The sequence below is a fragment of the Streptomyces sp. NPDC058877 genome (genome assembly GCF_042742855.1).
In the GTDB taxonomy this organism is placed as follows: domain Bacteria; phylum Actinomycetota; class Actinomycetes; order Streptomycetales; family Streptomycetaceae; genus Streptomyces.
Map to the genome: position 1 here is coordinate 1 of NZ_JBHYMF010000093.1, position 20,070 is coordinate 20,070.

General features: G+C 73.4%; 20 protein-coding genes. 10 read left to right on the forward strand and 10 right to left on the reverse strand.

The features are described 5' to 3' along the window. Positions 1–112: 112 nt before the first annotated feature. On the reverse strand, positions 113–871 hold the full coding sequence (locus ACFW2Y_RS21475; protein ID WP_384881450.1) for a GntR family transcriptional regulator: 759 nt from the start codon (positions 869–871) through the stop codon (positions 113–115). Positions 872–1,000: 129 nt separating this feature from the next. Here ACFW2Y_RS21475 and ACFW2Y_RS21480 point away from each other — a divergent pair, with 129 nt between their 5' ends. From ACFW2Y_RS21480 to ACFW2Y_RS21490, 3 genes are read left to right on the forward strand one after another with little or no spacing between them, the layout of a single operon-like run. Further along, positions 1,001–1,243 (forward strand): hypothetical protein, encoded by a 243-nt coding sequence (locus ACFW2Y_RS21480; RefSeq protein ID WP_384881452.1) that lies wholly within the window; start codon positions 1,001–1,003, stop codon positions 1,241–1,243. Then, entirely contained in the window at positions 1,240–1,560 is a 321-nt protein-coding gene (locus tag ACFW2Y_RS21485) for a hypothetical protein (protein WP_384881455.1), read from the forward strand. Before ACFW2Y_RS21480 ends, ACFW2Y_RS21485 begins: the two co-directional genes overlap by 4 nt. After that, entirely contained in the window at positions 1,557–1,835 is a 279-nt protein-coding gene (locus ACFW2Y_RS21490) for a hypothetical protein (RefSeq protein ID WP_384881458.1), read from the forward strand. Before ACFW2Y_RS21485 ends, ACFW2Y_RS21490 begins: the two co-directional genes overlap by 4 nt. A 61-nt stretch (positions 1,836–1,896) precedes the next feature. Here ACFW2Y_RS21490 and ACFW2Y_RS21495 read toward each other — a convergent pair whose 3' ends face one another. Then, entirely contained in the window at positions 1,897–3,372 is a 1,476-nt protein-coding gene (locus ACFW2Y_RS21495; protein ID WP_384881461.1) for a sensor histidine kinase, read from the reverse strand. After that, positions 3,365–4,039, reverse strand: coding sequence for a response regulator transcription factor (locus ACFW2Y_RS21500; protein WP_384881464.1), 675 nt, complete (start codon positions 4,037–4,039; stop codon positions 3,365–3,367). The genes ACFW2Y_RS21495 and ACFW2Y_RS21500 overlap by 8 nt, the downstream gene beginning before the upstream one ends. A gap of 93 nt (positions 4,040–4,132) precedes the next feature. Here ACFW2Y_RS21500 and ACFW2Y_RS21505 point away from each other — a divergent pair, with 93 nt between their 5' ends. Then, entirely contained in the window at positions 4,133–5,515 is a 1,383-nt protein-coding gene (locus ACFW2Y_RS21505; RefSeq protein ID WP_384881467.1) for a DUF2079 domain-containing protein, read from the forward strand. Positions 5,516–5,645: 130 nt separating this feature from the next. Here ACFW2Y_RS21505 and ACFW2Y_RS21510 read toward each other — a convergent pair whose 3' ends face one another. Then, a complete protein-coding gene (locus ACFW2Y_RS21510; protein WP_384881521.1) occupies positions 5,646–7,205 on the reverse strand; it encodes a FadD3 family acyl-CoA ligase in 1,560 nt (519 codons plus the stop codon). A 91-nt stretch (positions 7,206–7,296) separates the two neighbouring features. Here ACFW2Y_RS21510 and ACFW2Y_RS21515 point away from each other — a divergent pair, with 91 nt between their 5' ends. From ACFW2Y_RS21515 to ACFW2Y_RS21525, 3 genes are read left to right on the forward strand one after another with little or no spacing between them, the layout of a single operon-like run. Continuing rightward, positions 7,297–8,439 carry a lipid-transfer protein gene (locus ACFW2Y_RS21515; RefSeq protein ID WP_384881470.1) on the forward strand — a complete coding sequence of 381 codons (1,143 nt, stop codon included), beginning with the start codon at positions 7,297–7,299 and terminating at the stop codon, positions 8,437–8,439. Between the two features lie 7 nt (positions 8,440–8,446). After that, a complete protein-coding gene (locus tag ACFW2Y_RS21520; protein ID WP_384881474.1) occupies positions 8,447–8,872 on the forward strand; it encodes a Zn-ribbon domain-containing OB-fold protein in 426 nt (141 codons plus the stop codon). After that, positions 8,869–9,639 carry an enoyl-CoA hydratase/isomerase family protein gene (locus ACFW2Y_RS21525; protein ID WP_384881477.1) on the forward strand — a complete coding sequence of 257 codons (771 nt, stop codon included), beginning with the start codon at positions 8,869–8,871 and terminating at the stop codon, positions 9,637–9,639. The genes ACFW2Y_RS21520 and ACFW2Y_RS21525 overlap by 4 nt, the downstream gene beginning before the upstream one ends. Here ACFW2Y_RS21525 and ACFW2Y_RS21530 read toward each other — a convergent pair. Next, positions 9,605–10,222 (reverse strand): hypothetical protein, encoded by a 618-nt coding sequence (locus tag ACFW2Y_RS21530; protein WP_384881480.1) that lies wholly within the window; start codon positions 10,220–10,222, stop codon positions 9,605–9,607. The genes ACFW2Y_RS21525 and ACFW2Y_RS21530 overlap by 35 nt on opposite strands. A 124-nt stretch (positions 10,223–10,346) precedes the next feature. On the opposite strand from ACFW2Y_RS21530, the gene ACFW2Y_RS21535 reads away from it, so the two are divergent. Further along, entirely contained in the window at positions 10,347–10,949 is a 603-nt protein-coding gene (locus ACFW2Y_RS21535; RefSeq protein WP_384881483.1) for a hypothetical protein, read from the forward strand. Between the two features lie 118 nt (positions 10,950–11,067). Here ACFW2Y_RS21535 and ACFW2Y_RS21540 read toward each other — a convergent pair whose 3' ends face one another. From ACFW2Y_RS21540 to ACFW2Y_RS21550, 3 genes are all read right to left on the reverse strand, one after another. Further along, positions 11,068–12,180 carry a hypothetical protein gene (locus ACFW2Y_RS21540; RefSeq protein ID WP_384881486.1) on the reverse strand — a complete coding sequence of 371 codons (1,113 nt, stop codon included), beginning with the start codon at positions 12,178–12,180 and terminating at the stop codon, positions 11,068–11,070. A gap of 327 nt (positions 12,181–12,507) precedes the next feature. Beyond that, positions 12,508–14,910 carry a PQQ-binding-like beta-propeller repeat protein gene (locus ACFW2Y_RS21545; RefSeq protein WP_384881489.1) on the reverse strand — a complete coding sequence of 801 codons (2,403 nt, stop codon included), beginning with the start codon at positions 14,908–14,910 and terminating at the stop codon, positions 12,508–12,510. A 142-nt stretch (positions 14,911–15,052) separates the two neighbouring features. Beyond that, positions 15,053–15,844: a VOC family protein gene (locus ACFW2Y_RS21550; protein WP_384881492.1), complete on the reverse strand. Its 792-nt coding sequence runs from the start codon at positions 15,842–15,844 to the stop codon at positions 15,053–15,055. 424 nt (positions 15,845–16,268) lie between these two features. Here ACFW2Y_RS21550 and ACFW2Y_RS21555 point away from each other — a divergent pair, with 424 nt between their 5' ends. Beyond that, complete coding sequence (locus ACFW2Y_RS21555) at positions 16,269–16,916, forward strand: TetR family transcriptional regulator (protein WP_384881495.1); 648 nt, start codon at positions 16,269–16,271, stop codon at positions 16,914–16,916. Positions 16,917–17,019: 103 nt separating this feature from the next. On the opposite strand, the gene ACFW2Y_RS21560 is transcribed toward ACFW2Y_RS21555, so the two are convergent. Both ACFW2Y_RS21560 and ACFW2Y_RS21565 read right to left on the reverse strand, forming a co-directional pair. After that, the gene (locus ACFW2Y_RS21560; protein ID WP_384881498.1) at positions 17,020–17,490 is read right to left on the reverse strand and encodes a nitroreductase family deazaflavin-dependent oxidoreductase; all 471 of its coding nucleotides are present in this window, start codon (positions 17,488–17,490) and stop codon (positions 17,020–17,022) included. After that, complete coding sequence (locus tag ACFW2Y_RS21565) at positions 17,491–18,735, reverse strand: acyl-CoA dehydrogenase family protein (RefSeq protein WP_384881501.1); 1,245 nt, start codon at positions 18,733–18,735, stop codon at positions 17,491–17,493. A gap of 106 nt (positions 18,736–18,841) precedes the next feature. On the opposite strand from ACFW2Y_RS21565, the gene ACFW2Y_RS21570 reads away from it, so the two are divergent. Then, on the forward strand, positions 18,842–20,002 hold the full coding sequence (locus ACFW2Y_RS21570) for an acetyl-CoA acetyltransferase (protein WP_384881504.1): 1,161 nt from the start codon (positions 18,842–18,844) through the stop codon (positions 20,000–20,002). The last annotated feature ends 68 nt before the right edge of the window (positions 20,003–20,070 follow it).

Below are 20,070 nucleotides of genomic sequence, written 5' to 3' on the forward strand. Positions count from 1 at the left end.
GCCCCTCCCGTCGTGCGGGTCGCGGACGCACGGCGCCGCGCACACGGCCCGACGCGTCATCTGGAGTGCGGCCCGCAACCCGGTTCGGGCCCCGGGATTCCCGGCCCGCACCTCACGCCGGATCCACACCGAACTCGTACGCCACTTCCCAGCGCACATCGGGCACGATGACGTCCGCCGTCTCCACCGGGCGGCCCTCTTCGTCGTAGTACGTGCGCTCGATCAGCAGCACCAGGTCACCGAGGCTGATGCCGAGGAGGTTGGCCTGCTCCTGCGTGGCACGGGAGGGCCGCGGCACTTCGACGGCCGTCTCGATGCGCACGCCGATCGAACGCATTCGCTCCGCGACGCCCGCGCCGGCCAACGGACCCATCTCCGGGAGCACCACCGGAGTGTCCCCGGTGATCTCCATCGGCTCCCAGGACTGCGAGAGTTGCACCGGTTGGCCGTCCGCCAGGAACTCGTACCGGGTGACGACACAGGGATCGCCGACGCCGATGGCCAAGCGCTCGGCGATGTGCGCGGGCGCCGGGGTCCGCGCCTCGCTGCGCGCCTCCCACGTCCCGGCCCGGCCCTGCTCCCTCATGTCGGCCCGGAAGGGCGATCCTCCCCGCCGTTCCCGGTGACGGGAGCGCACCATCCGGAGGCGCTCGCGCGGACTGCGCACGTACGTCCCCGAACCGGCCCGCCCTTCCAACAGTCCCTCGACGATCAGCCGGTCCATGGCGCGCTGCGTGACGTTGCGCCCGACGCCGTACTCCTCGGCGAGTTGGGCGCGGGAGGGCAGCCGTTCTCCTACGGGCCACTCACCGGCGACGATGCGCGCACGCAGGGCGTCAGCGATCTGTAGGTAGGGCGCCTCACGCGGCATGGTCGGCTCTCCGTTCAACCGGCTCGGGATTGACAAGCTACTGCATCAGGTGAAATCTACTGAAGTAGCATTTCCCTCCGTAGGCATCCCATCACAGGGGGTCCCGTGCGCCTACCCCTCGCACGCGCCGTGGCGATCGCGGCACGCCTGAAGGCCATCACCGGCCACGAGTCCCGACTTTTCGAAATCACGGGTCGCATTCGCGTCGTGACACCGATGCCGGAGGAACTCACGGCGCAGTCACGTGGCTTGCTCCTCCTCGCATTGGCCGACGCCGATCGCTTCGGCCACGAAGTCACCGCCGACGGCTCGTCGGTCTGGGTCGAGATCGGCATCACCCCCTTCGATTCGGCGGAGGCACTCCCCCAATGACCTCCCTCCTCGCCCGCCTCGCCAGCCGTGCCCGCGCCCTCCTCGTCCCCACCGGCCGACACCGGGGCCGCCCGCCCGGGCCGCAGCCCCCGGCGACACCGGCGGCACCGGCTCCCCCGCCCTTCCGGCCCGCGCCAACCGTGCGGAACTGGTACGTCCCCCTCGACGGGGCGGCAACCGTGCTCGTACGGCCCTATCTCGGGGCCCACGAGCGGGAACGGGCCGTACGGCTGCGGCGGCAGGTCGTGCTGCTGGCCGCCACCTACGGGATCGACCTCGACGACCGCGTCATCCACCCCCTGGAGGCGACCACATGAAGAACCCCCGTTTGCTGCCCTGGGCCGGGCCCGATGGCAAGCCCTGCTATCTGATCGGCGACGGCACCGGCCGGCTGGCCCAGCTCGCCGACCAGGTGGAAGCGGTCCAACTGGGGCTCGCCCGCCAGACCCTGGAGCGGGCCCGCACCCTGCTCGACGGGCCGCCGCCCGGGGCCGGGGAGCTGCGGCTCCTCGCCGGACAGCTCGGCGACGCGCTGCGGGACGCACTGCTCATCGCCGAATGCCGGGCACGTTCCGGAGCCCCTGACGATTGAACGGCCGTCCGCGGACGCGGTTTCCCCGTCGCGCGGCGACTCGCCCACCCCTGGTCGGCGTTCACGCCTCCGCGGGAAAGCGGGCCGCCAGACGCGCCCCTTCAGGGGAGTCCTCGATCACCAGGGTGCCGCCGTGGTGGGTGACGATGTCGCGGGCGATGGGCAGCCCCAGGCCCGCGCCGCCCGAAGCGCGGGTGCGGGAGGCGTCGAGGCGGGTGAAGCGGTCGAAGACGCGGGCCCGGTCGGCGGGCGGGATGCCCGGGCCGTCGTCCTCCACGACCAAGGCGACTGCGGGGCCTTCCGGGGCGACCACGACCGTCACCGACGTCCGCGCATACCGGCAGGCATTGGCCAGGAGGTTGCGCAGGACGCGTTCCAGACGGACCGCGTCACCGCGCACGGGGGCCTGGGCGGGTGCTTCGCATGCGAGGCGGAGGCCGGCCGCGTCCGGAAGGTGCTGGTGCTCGCGGACCAGGTCCTCCGCGAGCGCCGCCAGGTCGACCGGCTCCCCGGCGGGGGCGGTGGCCCGGTGGCTCGCGAGGAGCAACAGGTCGTCGGCGAGGGCCTGGAGCCGCACGACATCCTCGGCGGCCTGCGCCACCACTTCCGGCCAGTCCCCGATCACCTCCGGGTGACGGAGCGCGGACTCCAGTTGGGTCCGCAGGGCCGTGAGGGGGCTGCGCAGTTCATGAGCCGCGTCGGCAACGAACTGCTGCTGTCGCACATGAGCCTGCTCCAGGCGGTCGAGCGTGGAGTTGGTGGTGACGGCGAGCCGGGTGATCACATCGTCGGTCGCGGGCACCGGCACCCGCCGGTCGAGCGACTGGTCGGTGATGTCGGCGAGTTCGCGACGGATCGCGTCGACGGACCGGAGCGTCCGGGCCGCCGTGGCATGGACGAGGAGCCCGGCGAGGAGGGCTACCAGGGGTACGCCCGCGACCAGCAGGATCCAGTACGCCTGCCCCAGGGGCTCCATGTGGTCCGGTTGTGCCCGCCGCAGCACCTCGATGCCCACCGCGAACAGTCCGCCGGTGGCAACCGCCGCGGCCAGAGCCGTGCGACTGCGGTACGGGAGCCGGACCGCCCCGCCGCCGAGGGCCGCCGCCACGGCCACCGCCGTCAGCAGGCCGGTGGACGGGCCGATGAACACAAGCCCCCAGCGGTAGGCCTCCTTCGCGACGAGCCACGGTTTGAGCGGGTTCTCCCGGAGGAGCCACCGGGTGTGGACGAAGAGCAGGACGCCGGAGGTCAGGAAGCCGACCACGGCAGCCCTGAGTCGCACCGCCCGTGCGTGTTCCTGGCCCGCGAACCAGCCGACGACTCCGACCGCCAGCGCGCCCCAGATGAACCCCGGCCAGGCGAGGAAGGCGATCTGCGGGCCGACCCGATCGGTCTCCCACACCTCGGGGATCACCCAGGGCAGCGCGCCCACCGCCTGGTCCTCGGCCTCCAACCAGATCACCGCCGCCGCCACGACGAGCGCCGCCGCACCGCCCGCCGCCGCTGCCGGAAGGAGCGCCCCCGCCCGGTCACGCACGGCCCGTCACCCGGTATCCGGCGCCCCGCACCGTCGTGATCGTCTCCCGCCCGAACGGCGCGTCGATCTTCCTGCGCACGGCACTGATGTAGACGTGCACGATGTTCGGGTCTCCCGTGAAGTCCGCCGACCACACTTCGTCGAGGACGTCGAGCGTCGGCACCACCTCGTCGGGGCGGAGCAGCAGGCAGTGCAGGACCGCGAACTCCTTCGGGGTGAGCGGGATCTCCACCGTTCCTCGGCCGCACTTCCGGCGGGCCGGGTCGAGCCAGAGGTCACCGCACTCCAGGAGCGTGCGGGTCCGGGCGCCGCCCCGGCGGAGCAGCGCGCGGAGCCGAGCTTCGAGAACGACGTACGAGAAGGGTTTGACCAGGTAGTCGTCGGCACCGGTGTCGAGGCCCTCGGCCTCGTCGTACTCGCCGTTCTTGGCCGTCAGCATCAGCACCGGCACGTCGTTGGACTCGGCACGGAGCCGAGCGCAGACCTGATAGCCGTTGAGGCCCGGGAGCATGAGGTCGAGCAGAACGGCCGCATAGGGGTGCTCGCGGGCCAGGTGCAGACCGGTGACGCCGTCATGGGCGACGTCCACCGTGTACCCGACGGCGGACAGGCCGCGCCGCAGCGAGGCGGCGATCCTCACCTCGTCCTCGATCACCAGTACGCGCATGGCCCAAGTATCCCCAGCTCGGGACGGAGCGGGCTGAGAAAATCCTCAGGCTCCTTCAGGCACGGCTCACCCGCCGCCCCGGAGGGTGCCCGCATGGCCGTGATCACCAGTCGTTCCCGCTCCGCCTCGCCGACGACCGGTTCCCGCAGGGGACCCGCATCGACGGCCGCCGTCTTCTTCGTCCTCTACGCGGCGTTCGCGCTGCGTGAGCACGCCCGGTTCGAAACGACCGGGTACGACCTCGGGATCTTCGGACAGGCCGTACGCGCATACGCGGAGGGACGGGCACCTTCCTCGGAGATCCGGGTGACGACCGCCCCGGCCGGGTTCACCGGCGACGCGTACCCGCTGCTCGGGGACCACTTCCATCCCGTGCTGGCCCTCCTCGCCCTGCCCTACCGGCTCGCCCCGCACATCGAGACGCTACTCCTGGCACAGGCGGCGCTGGTTGCCCTCGCCGTGTACGTCCTCGCCCGCAGCACCCAACGGCACCTTCCGGAAAGGACGTTCGCCCCGCTGGCTCTCGGGACGGCGTGTGGCCTCGGTTGGGGAACGCAACAGCTGATCGGCTTCGACTTCCACGAGGTGGCCTTCGCCGTACCACTGCTCGCCCTGGCCTGCCGGGCGTACCTCGACGGACGTCCCCGGGCCGCCGCCTGCTGGGCCGCGGCCCTGCTCCTGGTGAAGGAGGACCTGGGGGCGACGGTGGCCGTGTTCGGGCTGCTGCTGGTGCGGCAGGACCGGCGCGCCGGGCTTGCCCTCGCCGCCGGTGCCGCGGTGGGCGTGCCGCTGATCGTGTACGTCGTGATCCCGTCGTTCGCGGCGGACGGACGGTACGCGTACGCGGGCCAGGTCACCGGCGCTCACGGGCTCCTCGACGGCTGGTCGGTGAAGGCGCTGACCCTGCTTCTGCTCCTGTTCGTGACCGGCGGACTGGTGCTGCGCAGCCCGCTCGCCCTGTTGCTCCTGCCCACCCTGGCCTGGCGGTTCGCCTCCGCCAACCCGGCGCATTGGGAACCGGGCCTGCACTACTCGGCGGTGCTCGTACCAATCGCCTTCGCCGCCCTCGTGGACGCGCTGCGCCGGGGTGTCCGGCTGCCGCTGGGCGTCCCGCTCGCCGCAGCCCTCCTGCTGCTGCCGTCCCAGCCGCTCGCCACCCTCGCCGCGCCCGGCTTCTGGCAGGAGGGGCCGCGGGAGGACGCCGCCCGCGAAGCCCTCGACCTCGTTCCCGACGGCGCCCGGGTGGCAGCGAGCAACAGTCTGGCCCCGCACCTGACCGACCGGGCGACCGTGCACCTGACCTCGGACGGGGTCCTCGACCGGTGGCCGGCCGTGGAGTGGATCGTGGCCGACCTCCGGGACCCGTATCCGGCCGGTGCGGTCGGGGACGTGCTGCGACGGGCGGAACGGGACGGGGGCTGGCGCGTGGTGCGGGAGGGGGCGGGGATCGTGGTCCTGAACCGTCAGCGGGCGTAGGGAGGACGCCGGGCGCGCCGGGGCCGTGGCCGGGCGAGCCGGGCGGCCCCGATCCGCACGTTCGGCGGGCGGGGCGAGCGGGTCGTCCCCGTTCGGGGTGCACGTCACCGCCCGGTCCCTGCCGCATGCCTCAGTTCCCGCCCTCGCGGGCCCTCAGCTCCCCCTTGACCACCTTGCCGCTCGCGTTCCGCGGCAGCTCCGTCACGAACTCGACCTCCCTGGGGACCTTGTAGTTCGCCATCTCCCGTCGCGACCAGGCGATCAGGTCGTCCGCCGTGAGCGTGGCGCCCGCCCGACGCACCGCGAAGGCCTTGCCGACCTCGCCGAGGCGCGGGTCGGGGACGCCGATGACGGCGACGTCCGCGACATCGGGGTGGAGGCCGAGGAGCTGCTCGATCTCGGCCGGGTAGGCGTTGAAGCCGCCGACGATGAACATGTCCTTCAACCGGTCGGTGATCCGCAGGTTGCCCGCCCCGTCGAGGACTCCGATGTCGCCGGTGTGGAGCCAGCCGTCGGCGTCGATCGCCTCCGCCGTCGCCTCCTCGTCCTCGAAGTAGCCGCTCATCACGTGGTGGCCGCGGACGAGGACCTCACCGGTGTCGGAGAGGCGGAGTTCGGTGCCGGGGACGGGACGGCCGGAGGTGGTGGCGATGGTCTCGTCGGAGTCGTCGCGCCGGCACATGGTGACGATCCCGCTCGCCTCGGAGAGGCCGTACGCGGTGAGGACCGTGTCCACGCCGAGTTCGGTGCGCAGGCGCTCGACGAGGCGCAGCGGGACCACGGCCGCGCCCGTGACGACGAGGCGCAGGGTGGACAGGTCGTGGGCGGCGCGGGCCGGGTGGTCCAGGAGCGACTGGTGGAGGGTGGGCGGGCCGGGAAGGACGGTGACGCGTTCGGCGGCGATGTTGGCGAGGGCGGTGTCCGCGGTGAAGACGGGTTGCGGGACGATCACCGCGCCACGCATCAGACAGGCGAGGACGCCGGCCTTGTAGCCGAAGGTGTGGAAGAAGGGGTTGACCACCAGGTAGCGGTCGTCCTCGCGCAGGCCGGCGAGCTCCGACCAGATCGCGTAGCAGCGCAGGGACTGGGCGTGGCTGATGACGGCGCCCTTGGGGCGGCCGGTGGTGCCCGAGGTGTAGATGATGTCGGAGGGGTCGGAGGGGGCGATCCCGTCGGCCCGGGCACGGACGCGGGCACCCGGGATGCCGTCGCCCGCCGCGAGGAAGGCCTTCCAGGTCGTCCAGGCCGGGTCGTCGGGCGCGGTGTCCCCGAGGACCACGGTCTTCTCCAGGTCGGGCAGCGGGACTCCGGAGCGGCGCAGGGAGCCGACGTACGAGGTGCCGAGGAAGGTGCCGGTGACGAAGAGCAGCCTGGCCCGGGAGCGCTGGAGGACGGAGGCGGCCTCGGTGCCCTTGAAGCGGGTGTTCAGGGGGACGAGGACGGCGCCGGCGGTGACCGCGCCGAGGGCGGAGACGATCCAGTCCAGGGTGTTGGGGGCCCAGATCGCCACCCGGTCGCCGGGGTTCACCCCGGCGGCGAGGCAGGCCGCGGCGGCCCGTTCGACGCGCCCGCCGAGTTCGGCGTAGGTGACGCGGACGCGTCCGTCGACAACGGCCTCCCGCGGTCCGTGCCGCTCGGCCGCCGTCCGTACGAGCCCGGGGATCGTGCCCCACTCCAGGTCGCCGCGCAGGTCCATACCCAACCCTCCCTGTAGCTGACTATCCGTCAGATTAGTTGTAGCCTGACGCGCTGTCAGCAGTGCTGCCCCATGAGGAGGTTCGGTGCTCAAGGACGCCACGGCCATCGTCGGGATAGGACAGACCGCCTTCGCGAAGCACCTCCCCGAGACCGAGAAGGCCCTCGCCTGCCGGGCGGTCCTCGCCGCCCTCGACGACGCCGGGATCGCCCCCTCCGAGGTCGACGCCTTCGCCTCGTACACCATGGAGGAGACCGACGAGGTAGAGGTGGCCAAGGCCATCGGCGCCGGCGACGTCACCTTCTTCTCCAAGGTCGGGTACGGCGGCGGCGGCTCCTGCGCCACCGTCGGCCACCTCGCCGCCGCCGTCGCCACCGGACAGGCGAGCGTCGGCGTCGCCTGGCGGTCGCGGAAGCGCGGCTCCGGCCCCCGCCCCTGGAAGAACACGACCGCCCAACTGCCCACCCCCGGGCAGTGGACCCGGCCCTTCGGGCTGCTCCGCCCCGCCGACGAGATCGGCATGCTCGCCCGCCGCTACATGCACGAGTACGGCGCCACCCGCGACCACCTCTTCAACGTCGCCCTGGCCTGCCGCAACCGCGCCAACCAGAACCCCGCCGCGATCATGTACGAACGGCCGCTCACCCGCGAGATGTACATGACCTCCCGGTGGATCAGCGAACCCCTCTGCCTCTTCGACAACTGCCTGGAGACCGACGGCGCACTCGCCTGCGTGATCGTCTCCGCCGAACGCGCCCGCGACTGCCGGCAGAAACCCGTCTACGTGCACGCCGCCGCCCAGGGGCTGCCGGCCCAGCACCACGGCATGGTCAACTACTGGAACGACGACCCGCTCTCCGGCCCCGCCTGGACCGCCGCGCGCCACCTCTGGAAGCAGGCCGACTTCGGCCCCGCCGACGTGGACGTCGCCCAGATCTACGACGCCTTCACCGCCCTCGTCCCGCTCTCCCTGGAGGGCTACGGCTTCTGCGGGCGCGGCGAGGGGGCCGCCTTCACCGAGGGCGGGGCCCTGGAGATCGGCGGCCGGCTGCCCCTCAACACCGGCGGGGGCGGACTCTCCGAGGCCTACGTGCACGGCTTCAACCTGATCAACGAGGGCGTGAAGCAGCTCCGCGGCAGCTCCACCGCCCAGGTCCCCGACGCAGCCACCTGCCTGGTCACGGCGGGCGAGGGCGTCCCCACGTCGGCCATCCTGCTGAGGAGTTGAACCCGTCATGCTGACACCGGTCATCGACGAGGACGGCGCCCCCTTCTGGGAGTACGCGGCCCGGGGCGAACTGCGCGTCCAGGCCTGCGCCGCCTGCGGCGAGCTCCGCTTCCCGCCCCGCCCCTGCTGCCCGCACTGCGGGTCCTTCGACGACGAGTGGCGGCTCATGTCCGGACGCGGCCGGATCTGGTCGTACGTCCTCCCCCACCCGCCGCTCCTGCCCGACTACGCCGCCCAGGCGCCCTACAACGCGGTGCTCGTCGAACTCGCCGAAGCCCCCCGCATCCGTCTCGTCGGGAACGTCGTCACCGCCCCGGACGCCCCGCTGAACTCCCTCGACCCGGCCCGCCTCCGCATCGGCGCCCCGGTGCGGGTGGCCTTCACCGAGGTCGACGGCGTCGTGGTGCCCCGCTGGCTGCTGGAGCGCGGATGAGCATCCGGGTGGAGCGCGACGGGGAGTCCGGGGTCGCCGTCGTCGTCCTCGACCGGGCCGAGCGGCACAATGCGCTCACCCTGGAGATGGCCCGGGAACTCGCCGCCGTCTGGCGGGGCTTCCGGTACGAGGACGAGGTGCGGGCGATCGTGGTCACCGGGGCCGGCGGGCGGGCCTTCTGCACCGGGATCGACCGCTCCGCGGAGGTGCCGCAGCCCTCCTCCCCGTACGCGATCGACGACCCCCTCCTCACCCTCGGTCCCAAATCGAACGACCTGTGGAAGCCGGTGGTCGCCGCCGTCGAGGGCATGGCCTGCGGCGGCGCCTTCTACCTGCTGGGCGAGGTGGAGTTCCTGATCGCGGGCGAGGGCGCCTCCTTCTTCGACCCGCACACCACCTACGGAATGGTCAGCGCCTTCGAAACCGTCCACATGGCGCAGCGGATGCCCCACGGTGAGGTCGCCCGGATGGTGCTGATGGGCGGCGCGGAACGGATCTCGGCCCGCCGCGCCCACGAGACGGGACTCGTCTCCGAACTGACCCCCACCGGAGGGGCGTTGGCGGCGGCCCGGGAGGCCGCCGCCGTCATCGCCGCCCACCCGACGGAAGCCGTCCAGGGGACCGTACGGGCCCTGTGGTCCACCAAGGAGGCCGTGCGCGCCCAAGCCCTCGCACACGCCCCGCACCTGGTCGCCCTCGGGAACCTGCCGGCGGACCGGCAGGCCGCCCTCTTCACCCGGCGGACGAAGGACTACCGGACGCGGTAGGGGTGGGGGACGCGGTAGGAACGGGGATCGCGGTGGCGTCCTGCTCGCGGACGTCACCCACCCGGCAGCGCTTGACGGTCGAGACGCTCTTGGGGTTCCCCATGGCGACCTGGAAGGTCTTGACGTCGTACGCGTCGACGGTGACGCGGGCCCGCGACGAGTCGACCACCGCACCCGTGGCACCCTCGAAGTACAGGGTCACCTCGTACGTCCCCGGGAGCGCGTCGTGCGAGGTGATCCTGAGCGTCGCCGTGGTGTCCGCCTTGCGGGCGGACTTGCCCGCGGCCTTCTTCCGCTCCGGCTCCACGCACTCGACGACCACCACCTCGACCTTCGCCGTGGGGGAGGGCTCGGCGGTGGCGGAGGCCGTGGCCGTGGAGGCCTGGCCGGAGGTGACCGAGCCTTCGTAGTCGTCGTTGCTCTTCCCGTCGTTGGAGCAGCCGCCGCCCTTGCTGCTCCGGCTCTTGCCGCTCCGGCTCTTGCTGGTGCCGCTGCCGTGGCCGCCCTTGCCGGTGTGGAAACCGGTCAGTGCGAGGACCACCGCCGCGAGCGTCGCCGCCAGCTTCAGACGCGTCCGTACCATTGCCGCCCCCGTTCAGTCTGTCGTGTCCGCGCCACCCTAGTGGCGGGGCCGTGCCGCGTGGCGGGCCCCCCTCAGCCGGCGTAGCGTCGGGAGCGAGAGCCGGACTCGCGAGGAGGCCGCATCGATGATCCGCAACGTCGCCGGCTCCGTCCTGGCTCTCGCCGGAGCGACGGCCGCCGTCTGGAGCCCCTTCCGTGCCTGGTACGACGGCCGTCACGGGCGCGACTACGCCCTCGACGAGCTCTTCACCGGCATCACGGACGCCAGGGCCGACGCCCTGGCCTCGGTACTGCTGCCCTTCGTCCTCGCCGCCCTCCTCACCGCCGTCGGGGTGGTGCTCCGCTCCCGCCTGCTCGTCGCCCTCGCCGGACTCGTCGTCCTCGGCTTCACCGTCCTGTGGATGGTGCGGGTCGGCCAGGCGGAGGACGGCCTCACGATCGGCGGTGACGGAGCGGGACTCGGCGACGGGGTCTCGATGGCCTTCGGCGGCGGGGTCCTGATGCTCGTCGGCGCCTTCGTCATGTCGGGCCGGAGCCATGCCCACCGGGTGGACCGGCCACCCCGTCACGCCCCTCCGCCCCAGGGCGGCCCGCCGCCGGCAGGACCCCCCGGACCGGACCGGACCGGGCCGGACCGCCCCCCGGCGGAACCGGGGCCCCCGACCGCCCCGGGGTCGGACCAGACCCTCACGGACGTCCCCCGACCGCCCCGGGAACCCGACGGATAGCCCGCCCCCGACCACCGCGCCGGAAGACCTCCGCCGCAGCACGACGGCGGGCCGCGGACCACCCGGGACGAGCGGCCCGCCGCGCCCCGGAAGCACCGGGCTCCGCGTACGGGCGTGGTCAGCAGCCGATGTCGTGGCTCCGCGGGACCGGGGCGGGCCGGGCCCGGGACAGCAACGCGGCGACCCTGCGGGCCTCCTCGAAGGCCTCGACCGGGTCTCCCTCCTTCCGCCAGGGCTGGGCTCCGCACCAGCGTCCGATCCGGCGGAACTGCTCCAGGGCGGGGCCGTACATCATCGACCGGAGCATGTAGTGGGCCAGCAAGTGGCGCAGGACCGGCAGCCGCTCGTCATCGGGCTCGACCCGGTCGAACGAGGCGGCGACCTCCTTCAGCAGGCGCTTGGCCCCGAGCGTGACGGGCGTCGCGGAAGAGCCGGAACGCTCGACGCGTTCGTTCAGGGCGTGCAGGTAGATCCCGGCGAGCGGGCTGCCGGGCGGAGCCTTGCGAACCGCCCGGCGGGCGAACCGCATCATCAGCCGGTCGCTGCCGAACCACTTGGCGCACCAGTACTGGAGGGCCTGCCAGTGCCCCTCGTAGTGGTGGGGCGCGCGGGCGACGAGCCCTTCCCAGAGCGGCTTGAACTGCGCACGCCCGTACTGTGCCCCGCGCGCCGCCGTGATCATGACGACCCACGGGCCCGGGTTCGCGGGGTCGAGCAGCGCGGCCTTGCGGGCCTCCTCGATGGCGGCCGGGAGCATGGCCTTGAAGCGTTCCATCGTGGAGGTCATGATCTCGTGGGCGTATCCGCTGCCCCGGATCTCCCATGCGCGGTGGACCATCAGGCTGGCGTGCAGCGTCGCCGCCTCGCAGTCCCCCGGCTCCGCGGCGCGCCAGGCGTCGAGCCAGGCATCGTCCTCCTGGGCGACGTGCTGCAGGAGTTCGAGCCGGGCCCAGCGTTCGTCCCAGTCCTCGCCCGCCTCGCGGACGTAGCGCCGGGCGGCCTTCCAGTCGCCCTCCCAGGCCGCATCGGCGACCGACTGCCGCTCGTGCTGGCGGTGCTCCGGCGGGGGCGGACCCGCACGCCGGGGGTCGAGCGCTTCACGGGGCGGCAGCCCGTAGTCGACGGCGACGAAATGCTTCGCCCCCCGGGTCTTGGCGTACCAGGGCCTGACGAAGAGGAAGTGGAGCGCACCGAGGAACGCACCGAGCACAGCGATGAGGAAGAGGGTCACGGCGGGGAATCCTCCCCGAACCGATCACTCTCCGCAACGCCTTTGGCCCAGCAAAAGGCGAGGTCAGACCAGGGACGGCGAGCCGCGCCTCCTCGATCGCCGTGAAACCGGCGCCCGTGCGCGGGCCCCTTCCGGGAAGACCCGTCGGGCCCGCCCTGTGTGGAGAGCGGCGGGGAACGACGATCCCCGCGGGGTCGACCCCCGTGCGTCCCGGGGCGGAGGGGCATCCGATCGCCGGACGCGTTCGGATGCCCCGACGACCCACCGGGCGCGGCCCCGGGCCTCCTGGGGCGGGCGCCCCGACACCGCCCCCGGCTCCTCGGCCCCCTAGCCCCTCGGCGCCGCGGCTCCCCGGCCCGTCGCCGTGCCCTTCATCGCATCGAGCGCGTACACGCAGCGGTCCTTGCTGCACGCGTACACGACCCCGCCCTTCACCACCGGCGAGCCGGTGATCTCGCCGCCGGTCGCGAGCTTCCAGCGGAGCTGGCCGCCGGTCGCGTCCAGGGTGTAGAGGACGTGGTCGGCGGAGCCGAAGTGCACCCGGCCGTCGGCCACCACCGGGGAACCGACCAGCTCGCCGCCGGCCGCGAACCGCCATCGGGGGGTACCGGTGACCGCGTCGAGCGTGTAGAGCGCGCTGCCGCTGCCGACGTGGACGTTTCCGTCCGCGACGAGCACCGGCTCGGTGGACTGGCGCTGCTCGGTCGCGATCCGCCAGCGGTCCTGTCCGGTGGCGGCGTCGAGCGCGTACACCGTGCCGAGGTGGTCCGTGAGGTAGACCCCGCCGCCGGTGACCGCCGGTCCCGGCACGAACACGGGCGGAGAGAGGAAGACGGCGGGCGCCTCGAAGTGCCAGCGGACGTGCCCGCCGGCGATGTCGAGCGAGAGCACCCGGGTCCCGGCGGAGACGTACACGCAGCCGTCCTCGGCCGGGGCCACCCGGACCGGCACGTTGGCACAGGAGGCGGCGTCGCCGATCGGGTACGACCAGCGCTCCGCGCCCGAGCGGGCGTCCAGGGCCTGGAGCCGGGCGTTCCGCCACACGTACACGGTGTCGCCGTGCACCGCGGGCCCCGCCTCGGGGGTCTCGAAGTCGCTCTGGGCGCCGCTGACCTCCCACAGCTTGGCGCCGTTGGACGCCTCCCAGCCCTGCACCCCGCCGCCGCGCGTGCCGGTCACGACCGTCCCCCGGTCGACCTGGAGGGAGTACACCCAGGCGTCCGTGTGCAGCCGCCAGTGCTCACCGCCGTCGGTGGCGTCCAGGGCGTACAGCGTGGGTCCGTCGGAGGCGTGGATGCGCCCTCCGGAAACCGCCATCGACCAGGCCACGTCCCGGGTCTTGAACTGGCGCCGCCCACTGCCCGTGTCCAGGGCGTGCACCTCGAAGGAGGTGACGTACAGCAGGTCGCCGTCGACCACGGGGGTGCCCCAGACGTCGTTCGACATCCGGAAGCGCCAGGGTCGCCAGTGGCCGGGCTCCGGCGACGGCTGGGGGGCCTGCTCGGCGCCCTGCGCGGGCACGGGCGCGGGCCGGGGGCCGTGGTGCGCCCCCGGGTCGACCCCGTGCGGGCCGCCGCCGGGCGGACGGATCCATCCGGTCGCCGGGCCCGCATCGGCACCGCGGCCGACGGCGATCGCCGCCCGGGTGTCGGCGACCCGGGGGCCGGGGCCGATCGGCACGGTCGCGCCGCCCAACCGCACCGGGCCGCCCGCACCCTCGGCGGGACCCGCGTGCCGGCCGCCGGCCGGTGCGTGCTCCGGGAAGCGCGGGTCGGGACGGGGACCGGGCGGGGCGGCGGGAGGACGCGGCGGGGCGACCGGGCTGGGCAGCGGCCGGCCGCCGCCCCGACGGCGCTCGATCATGGCGGTGGCGCTCTGCGGCAGCCAGGCGGAGGCCGTGCCGCTGTCGTCGCTGCCGGGGCCGAAGAGGTGCGGGGCCAGCTGGGACTGGAGGTCGGCGGGCGTGAGCCGGCGGGTGACGTCCATCTGCATGCAGGACTCGATGAGGGGCCGCAGCTCCTCGGGCAGGCCCTCCAGGTTGGGACCCTCGCGGAGCAGCATGAAGACGGTCTCGACCGGATTGGCACCGTGGTAGGGCGCATGGCCGGTGGCGGCGAAGACCAGCATGGAGCCCAGCGAGAAGACATCGCTGGCACCGGTGACGCTGCGCGAGTCGCGGGCCTGCTCGGGCGACATGTAGGCGGGGGTGCCGACGGCGACGTTGGTCATGGTCAGGCGCGTGTTGGAGACGCCCGACGCGATGCCGAAGTCGATCACCCGGGGACCGTCCTCGACGACGAGGACGTTGGAGGGCTTGAGGTCGCGGTGGACCAGGCCCGCGCCGTGGATGGACTGCAGCGCCTCGGCCACGCCGGCCGCGAGCCAGCGCACGGCCTGGGCCGGGAGCGGCCCGCACTCGTTCACTATTTCTTCGAGGGAGGGCGCCGGGACGTAGGCGGTGGCCAGCCAGGGCACCGCGGCACGCGGGTCGGCGTCGACGACGGCGGCCGTGTAGAAGCCGGAGACCGCCCGGGCGGCCTCCACCTCCCGGGTGAAGCGGACCCGGAACAGCTGGTCCTCCGCGAGCTCCGTGCGCACGGTCTTGATCGCCACGCGTCGGCCCGAGGCCGAGCGCGCGAGATAGACCAGGCCCATTCCGCCCGCGCCGAGCCGGCCCAGCACCTCGAAGGGCCCGATGCGTCTCGGGTCGTGCTGCGTCAGCTGTTCCACTTGCCTGCCACCTCCCCGTTCGGGCCATGAAGGTACGGCCCCGTGGCCCCTGATTCTTCCTGTCCGAGGGCCCGGTTGCGAACCCGGGGGCGGATCGGGGTGTCACACCTCATATGCACCGGGCGGTGCGGGGGCGGACGTCTCAGTCCGTACCGGCGGGTTTCGGGTCCGCGAGGACCGCGAAGCGGGCGCCCTGGTTGTCGTGGAGGACGGCGATCCGGCCGTGGGGGGTGTCGAAGGCGGGGGTGGCGATCCGGCCGCCGAGCCGGACGGTGGTCTCGCAGGCCTCGTCGCAGTCGGCGACGGCGAAGTAGACGAGGACGTGGCCGGGCATCTCGGCGGGGAAGTCATCGGTGATGACGGCCCGTCCGCCGAAGGAGGAGTCGTCGTCGGGACGGGAGCCGGGCGGGGACCAGACGCGGTAGTCGAAGCCGGGCTCCATGCCCTCCTCGACGGGGTCCGCCTGGCGGCCGAGATAGCCGAAGACGGTGGCGTAGAAGGTGTCGACGGCGTCCGGACGGCGGGTGTAGACCTCCATCCAGCAGAAGGCACCCGGCTCGTTGGTGGTCGCGAAGCCGTCGTCCTCCCCCTCCTGGCGGAGGCCGAAGACGGCGCCGCCGGGGTCGGCGGCGAGGGCGTAGACCCCGAACGGACCGACGGGGTAGGGCTCCATGACCATCTGCCCGCCGGCGGCCCTGATCCGTGCGGAGAGGGCGCCGGCGTCGTCGGTGGCGAGGTAGAGGGTCCAGGTGGTGGGCATGCGCCCGTCCCGCTTGGGGACCAGGCCGGCGACCCGGCGGCCGGCGAGGAGGGCCTCGTCCCGGTCGGGGTCGAAGGTCCAGCCGAAGAGCTCGCCGTAGAAGCGCTTGCCCGCTTCCAGGTCGGGGAGCTGCGCTTCCACCCAGCAGGGGGTGCCCTCGGTGCGTGCGGCCATGTGCACACGCTAGGGCGACGAAGACCGGCCCGCACGCTCCGGCATGCGAACAATGGGAGGATTTATCGGGGCGGAACCCTTGCGGCGCCTGCGTTGTCCACCGAAGTTGTCCACAGGCTGTTCATAAGCCTATTCGGGTGGGGACGAGCGGCTGACGGGGCGGCGGGGACGAGCGGCGGGCGGGGCGGCGGGAGCGGGCACGGACGGGACGGCGTCGCCCGGACCCAGGCGGGGCCGAGCGTTCGGCCCCGTACCGGCGGGAACCGGGGAGGCGCCCCCCGAACGGCCCCGAAGTGGCTCGAACCCGTCCCTGCGCTCCTTCGACCGCACCCGCACCGACCTCGCAGAACGGCCGCGCACCGGGGTGCACCCCATTTGCAGTCGGCCGAATCGCGCGCTGATCCCCCCTCGGTAAGCTGACGGCATGACAGGACAAGTACGCACCGTCGACGGCCGCGTGGCCGGACGACGCGGTCAGGCGACGCGGCAGAAGCTGCTCGACTGCCTCGGTGAGATGCTCAGCTCCTCGCCCTACCGGGACGTCAAGGTCATCGACGTGGCCCGGAAGGCGGGCACTTCGCCCGCGACGTTCTACCAGTACTTCCCGGACGTCGAGGGAGCGGTCCTTGAGATCGCGGAGGAAATGGCCAAGGAGGGTGCCGCGTTGACCGATCTGGTCTCCGGCCGCTCCTGGGTCGGCAAGGCCGGCTGGCAGACCTCCGAGGAACTCGTCGAAGGCTTCCTGGACTTCTGGCGGAAGCACGATGCGATCCTGCGGGTCGTGGACCTGGGCGCCGCCGAAGGCGACAAGCGGTTCTACAAGATCCGCATGAAGATCCTGAACTCGGTCACCAACTCCCTCACGGACGCGGTGAAGGAGCTCCAGGCCAAGGGCAAGGTCGACAAGGACGTCAGTCCCGCGGCGATGGCGGGCGCCCTGGTGGCGATGCTGGCCTCGGTCGCCGGCCACCAGAAGGGCTTCCAGACCTGGGGCGTGAAGCAGGCCGAACTCAAGCCGAACCTCGCCCTGTTGGTACACCTCGGCATCACCGGCAGGAAGCCGACCAGATAGCTCCTGCCGGAGGTCCGAACTCCTTCATCCGTCCTGTCGTCGACGCCGACGGCGGCCCGCCCCACGGAACCGCCGTCGGCGTCGTCGTGTCCGGCGCCGACCCCTACCGCCGGGTGAGCCGGAAGAGCCGGATCTCACGCTCGATCCGCTCCTGGTACGTGGCGTACGGCGGCCAGAACTCCAGCGCCGCCCGCCAGGCCGCCGCCCGCGCCTCCCCCGTGAGCAGTTCCGCCCGAACGGGCAGGTCCTCGCCCCGCCAGTTGACCTCGGCGTCCGGATGGGCGAGCAGGTTCGCCGTCCAGGCCGGGTGGCCGGGGCGTCCGAAGTTGGATCCGACGAGGAGCCAGCGCCCCTCCCCCTCCGGCATGCAGGCCAGGGGGGTCGTCCGGGGCAGGCCGCTCCTGGCGCCGCGGACGGTGAGGACGACTCCGGGCAGCATCCGTGCGCTGAGCAGCACTTTTCCCCCGGTCAGCCGATGCACGGCGCGATCCATCGCAGGAACGACGTGCGGGGCGATCCTGGCGAAGGTCCGGGTCGAGGAGATCCGCTGTACGAGTCTGCGTCCCACGGGCACCTACGCCACCACCTCTCCGAAGAGCCCGGTCCGTTCCGCCGCCCGGGCGCGCAGTCGCCGGACGGGCCCGAAGAGCAGCTCGTCGGAGGCGGCCCGCTTGAAGGCCAGGTGCGCCTCGTGCTCCCAGGTGAAGCCGATGCCGCCGTGCAGCTGGATGGATTCTCCGGCGGTGGCGCGCAGGGCCTCCAGGGCGTGGGCGAGCGCGAGCGGTCCGCCGTCCGGGCCGGGGCCGGGTTCGCGGGCCGCGCAGTACAGCAGCGAGCGGGCCGCCTCGACCTGGACGTAGAGGTCGGCGAGGCGGTGCTTGACGGCCTGGAAGGAGCCGACGGGGCGACCGAACTGTTCGCGCGAGCCGACGTGGGCGACCGTGCGGTCGAGGGCGGCGCCGGCGGCGCCGACGGCCTCGGCGGCCAGCATCACGGCGGCGGTCCGGCCGGTGGCGGCGAGCGCGCCGAGGACGTCGGCGGGCTCTTCGCCGAGGAGCTCGGCGGCGGTGTCCCGGAACTGGACGGTGGCCTGGGTGCGGGTGAGGTCGAGGGTGGCCCGCCGGGTCCGCAGCAGCCCCGGCGGCCCCCCGTCCGCACCGGCCCGGACGAGGAAGAGGAGGGTGCGGCTACGGGCGAAGCCGCCCGCGTGGGCGGCGACGAGGAGCAGTCCGGCGCTGTGTCCGTCGATGACCTGGGCGGCCTCGCCGTAGAGCCGCCAGCCGCCGTCGACCGTGCGCGCGGCCTGGACGCCCCCGGCCCGGCCGCCGCCCGACCACTCCCCCGCGGCGTTGTCGCCGGTGAGCCCGAGGGCGTGGGCGAGGGAGCCGCCGGGGACGGCCAGGGCGCAGGTGAGGCCGCCGTCGGAGATGCGCGGGAGGAGTTCGGCGCGCTGGGCGGGGGTGCCGAGGGCGGTGAGCAGGGGGGCGGTGAGGACGGTGGTGCCGAGGAGCGGGGAGGGCGCGAGGGCGCGGCCGATCTCCTCGCAGGCGAGGGCGAGTTCGGCGGGGCCGCAGCCGACGCCGCCGTGCTCCTCGGGGAGGGCGAGGCCGGCGAGGCCGAGGGTGCCGGACAGGTGGGCCCAGAGTGCGGGGTCGTACCCCTCGGGGGTGGCGGTGGCCGCACGGTTCTCGTGCGGCCCGGCCCGCTCGGCGAGCAGGTCCCGCAGGGTGCGGCGGATCTCCTGTTGTTCCTCGGTGAGCGGGGCGGCGAGCGCACCCTGCCCCCCTCGGGTGAGCGCAGCGCTTTCGGCGGCGTCCATGGAACTCCCTCCACATCTGACGGTCCGTCATGCTAGGTCCGAGTGAGGCGGGTTGCCCAGAGAGGAGGCGTCCCTGATTCCATGAATCTGATGTACCGTCAGATTCATGTCCATCACCATGCGCAGCTCCCGCCGCGTCGCCGTCGCCGGCGTCTCGCTCTCCGACTGCGGCCGGGTCGACGGCGCCACCCCCTACGCCCTGCACGCCCAGGCCGCCCGGCGGGCCCTCGCGGACAGCGGCCTCGACCGCTCGCTCGTCGACGGGCTGGCCTCCGCCGGTCTCGGCGTGCTCGCCCCGGTCGAGGTCGCCGAATACCTCGGCCTGCGCCCCCGCTGGATGGACTCGACCTCGGTCGGCGGCGCCACCTGGGAGGTCATGGCCGCACACGCGGCCGACGCGATCGCCGCCGGGCACGCCAACGCGGTGCTGCTGGTGTACGGCTCCACCGCACGCGCCGACGTCCGGGCCCGGCGGCGCACCGGGAACCTCTCCTTCGGTGCGCGCGGCCCCCTCCAGTTCGAGGTCCCGTACGGGCACACCCTGATCGCCAAGTACGCGATGGCGGCCCGGCGCCACATGCACGAGTACGGCACGACCCCGGAGCAGCTCGCCACGGTGGCCGTCCGGGCGCGGGCGAACGCGGCGCTGAACCCGGAGGCGATGTTCCGCAAGCCGATCACCGTCGACGACGTGCTGGGCGGGCCGATGATCGCGGACCCGTTCACCACCCTGCACTGCTGCATCCGCAGCGACGGCGGCTGCGCGGTGCTGCTGGTGGCCGAGGAGTACGTCCAGGACTGCCGCACGGCCCCGGTCTGGGTGCTCGGCACGGGCGAACACGCCTCGCACGCCACGATGTCCGAGTGGGAGGACTTCACGGTCTCCCCGGCGGCCGTCAGCGGTCGACTGGCCTTCGAGCGGGCGGGCGTCCGCCCCGCCGACGTCGACTTCGCCGAGGTCTACGACGCCTTCACCTACATGACCCTGGTGACCCTGGAGGACCTGGGCTTCTGCGCGAAGGGGGAGGGCGGCGCCTTCATGGAGGAGGACCGACTGCCGGTGAACACGGACGGCGGCGGCCTCTCGGCCTGCCACCCGGGGATGCGGGGGCTGTTCCTGCTGGTGGAGGCGGTCCGACAGTTGCGCGGCGAGGCCCCGGGGCTCCAGGTGCGACGCCCGGACGGCTCGCTGCCGGAGGTGGCGGTGGCCTCGGGGACGGGGGGCTGGTTCTGCTCCTCGGGGACGGTGGTGTTGGGGCGCTCCTGACCCCGCAACAGATCCATACGAGCGTCATAGACAAACGTATATGACGCTCGTATAGTCATGTCCGCGGG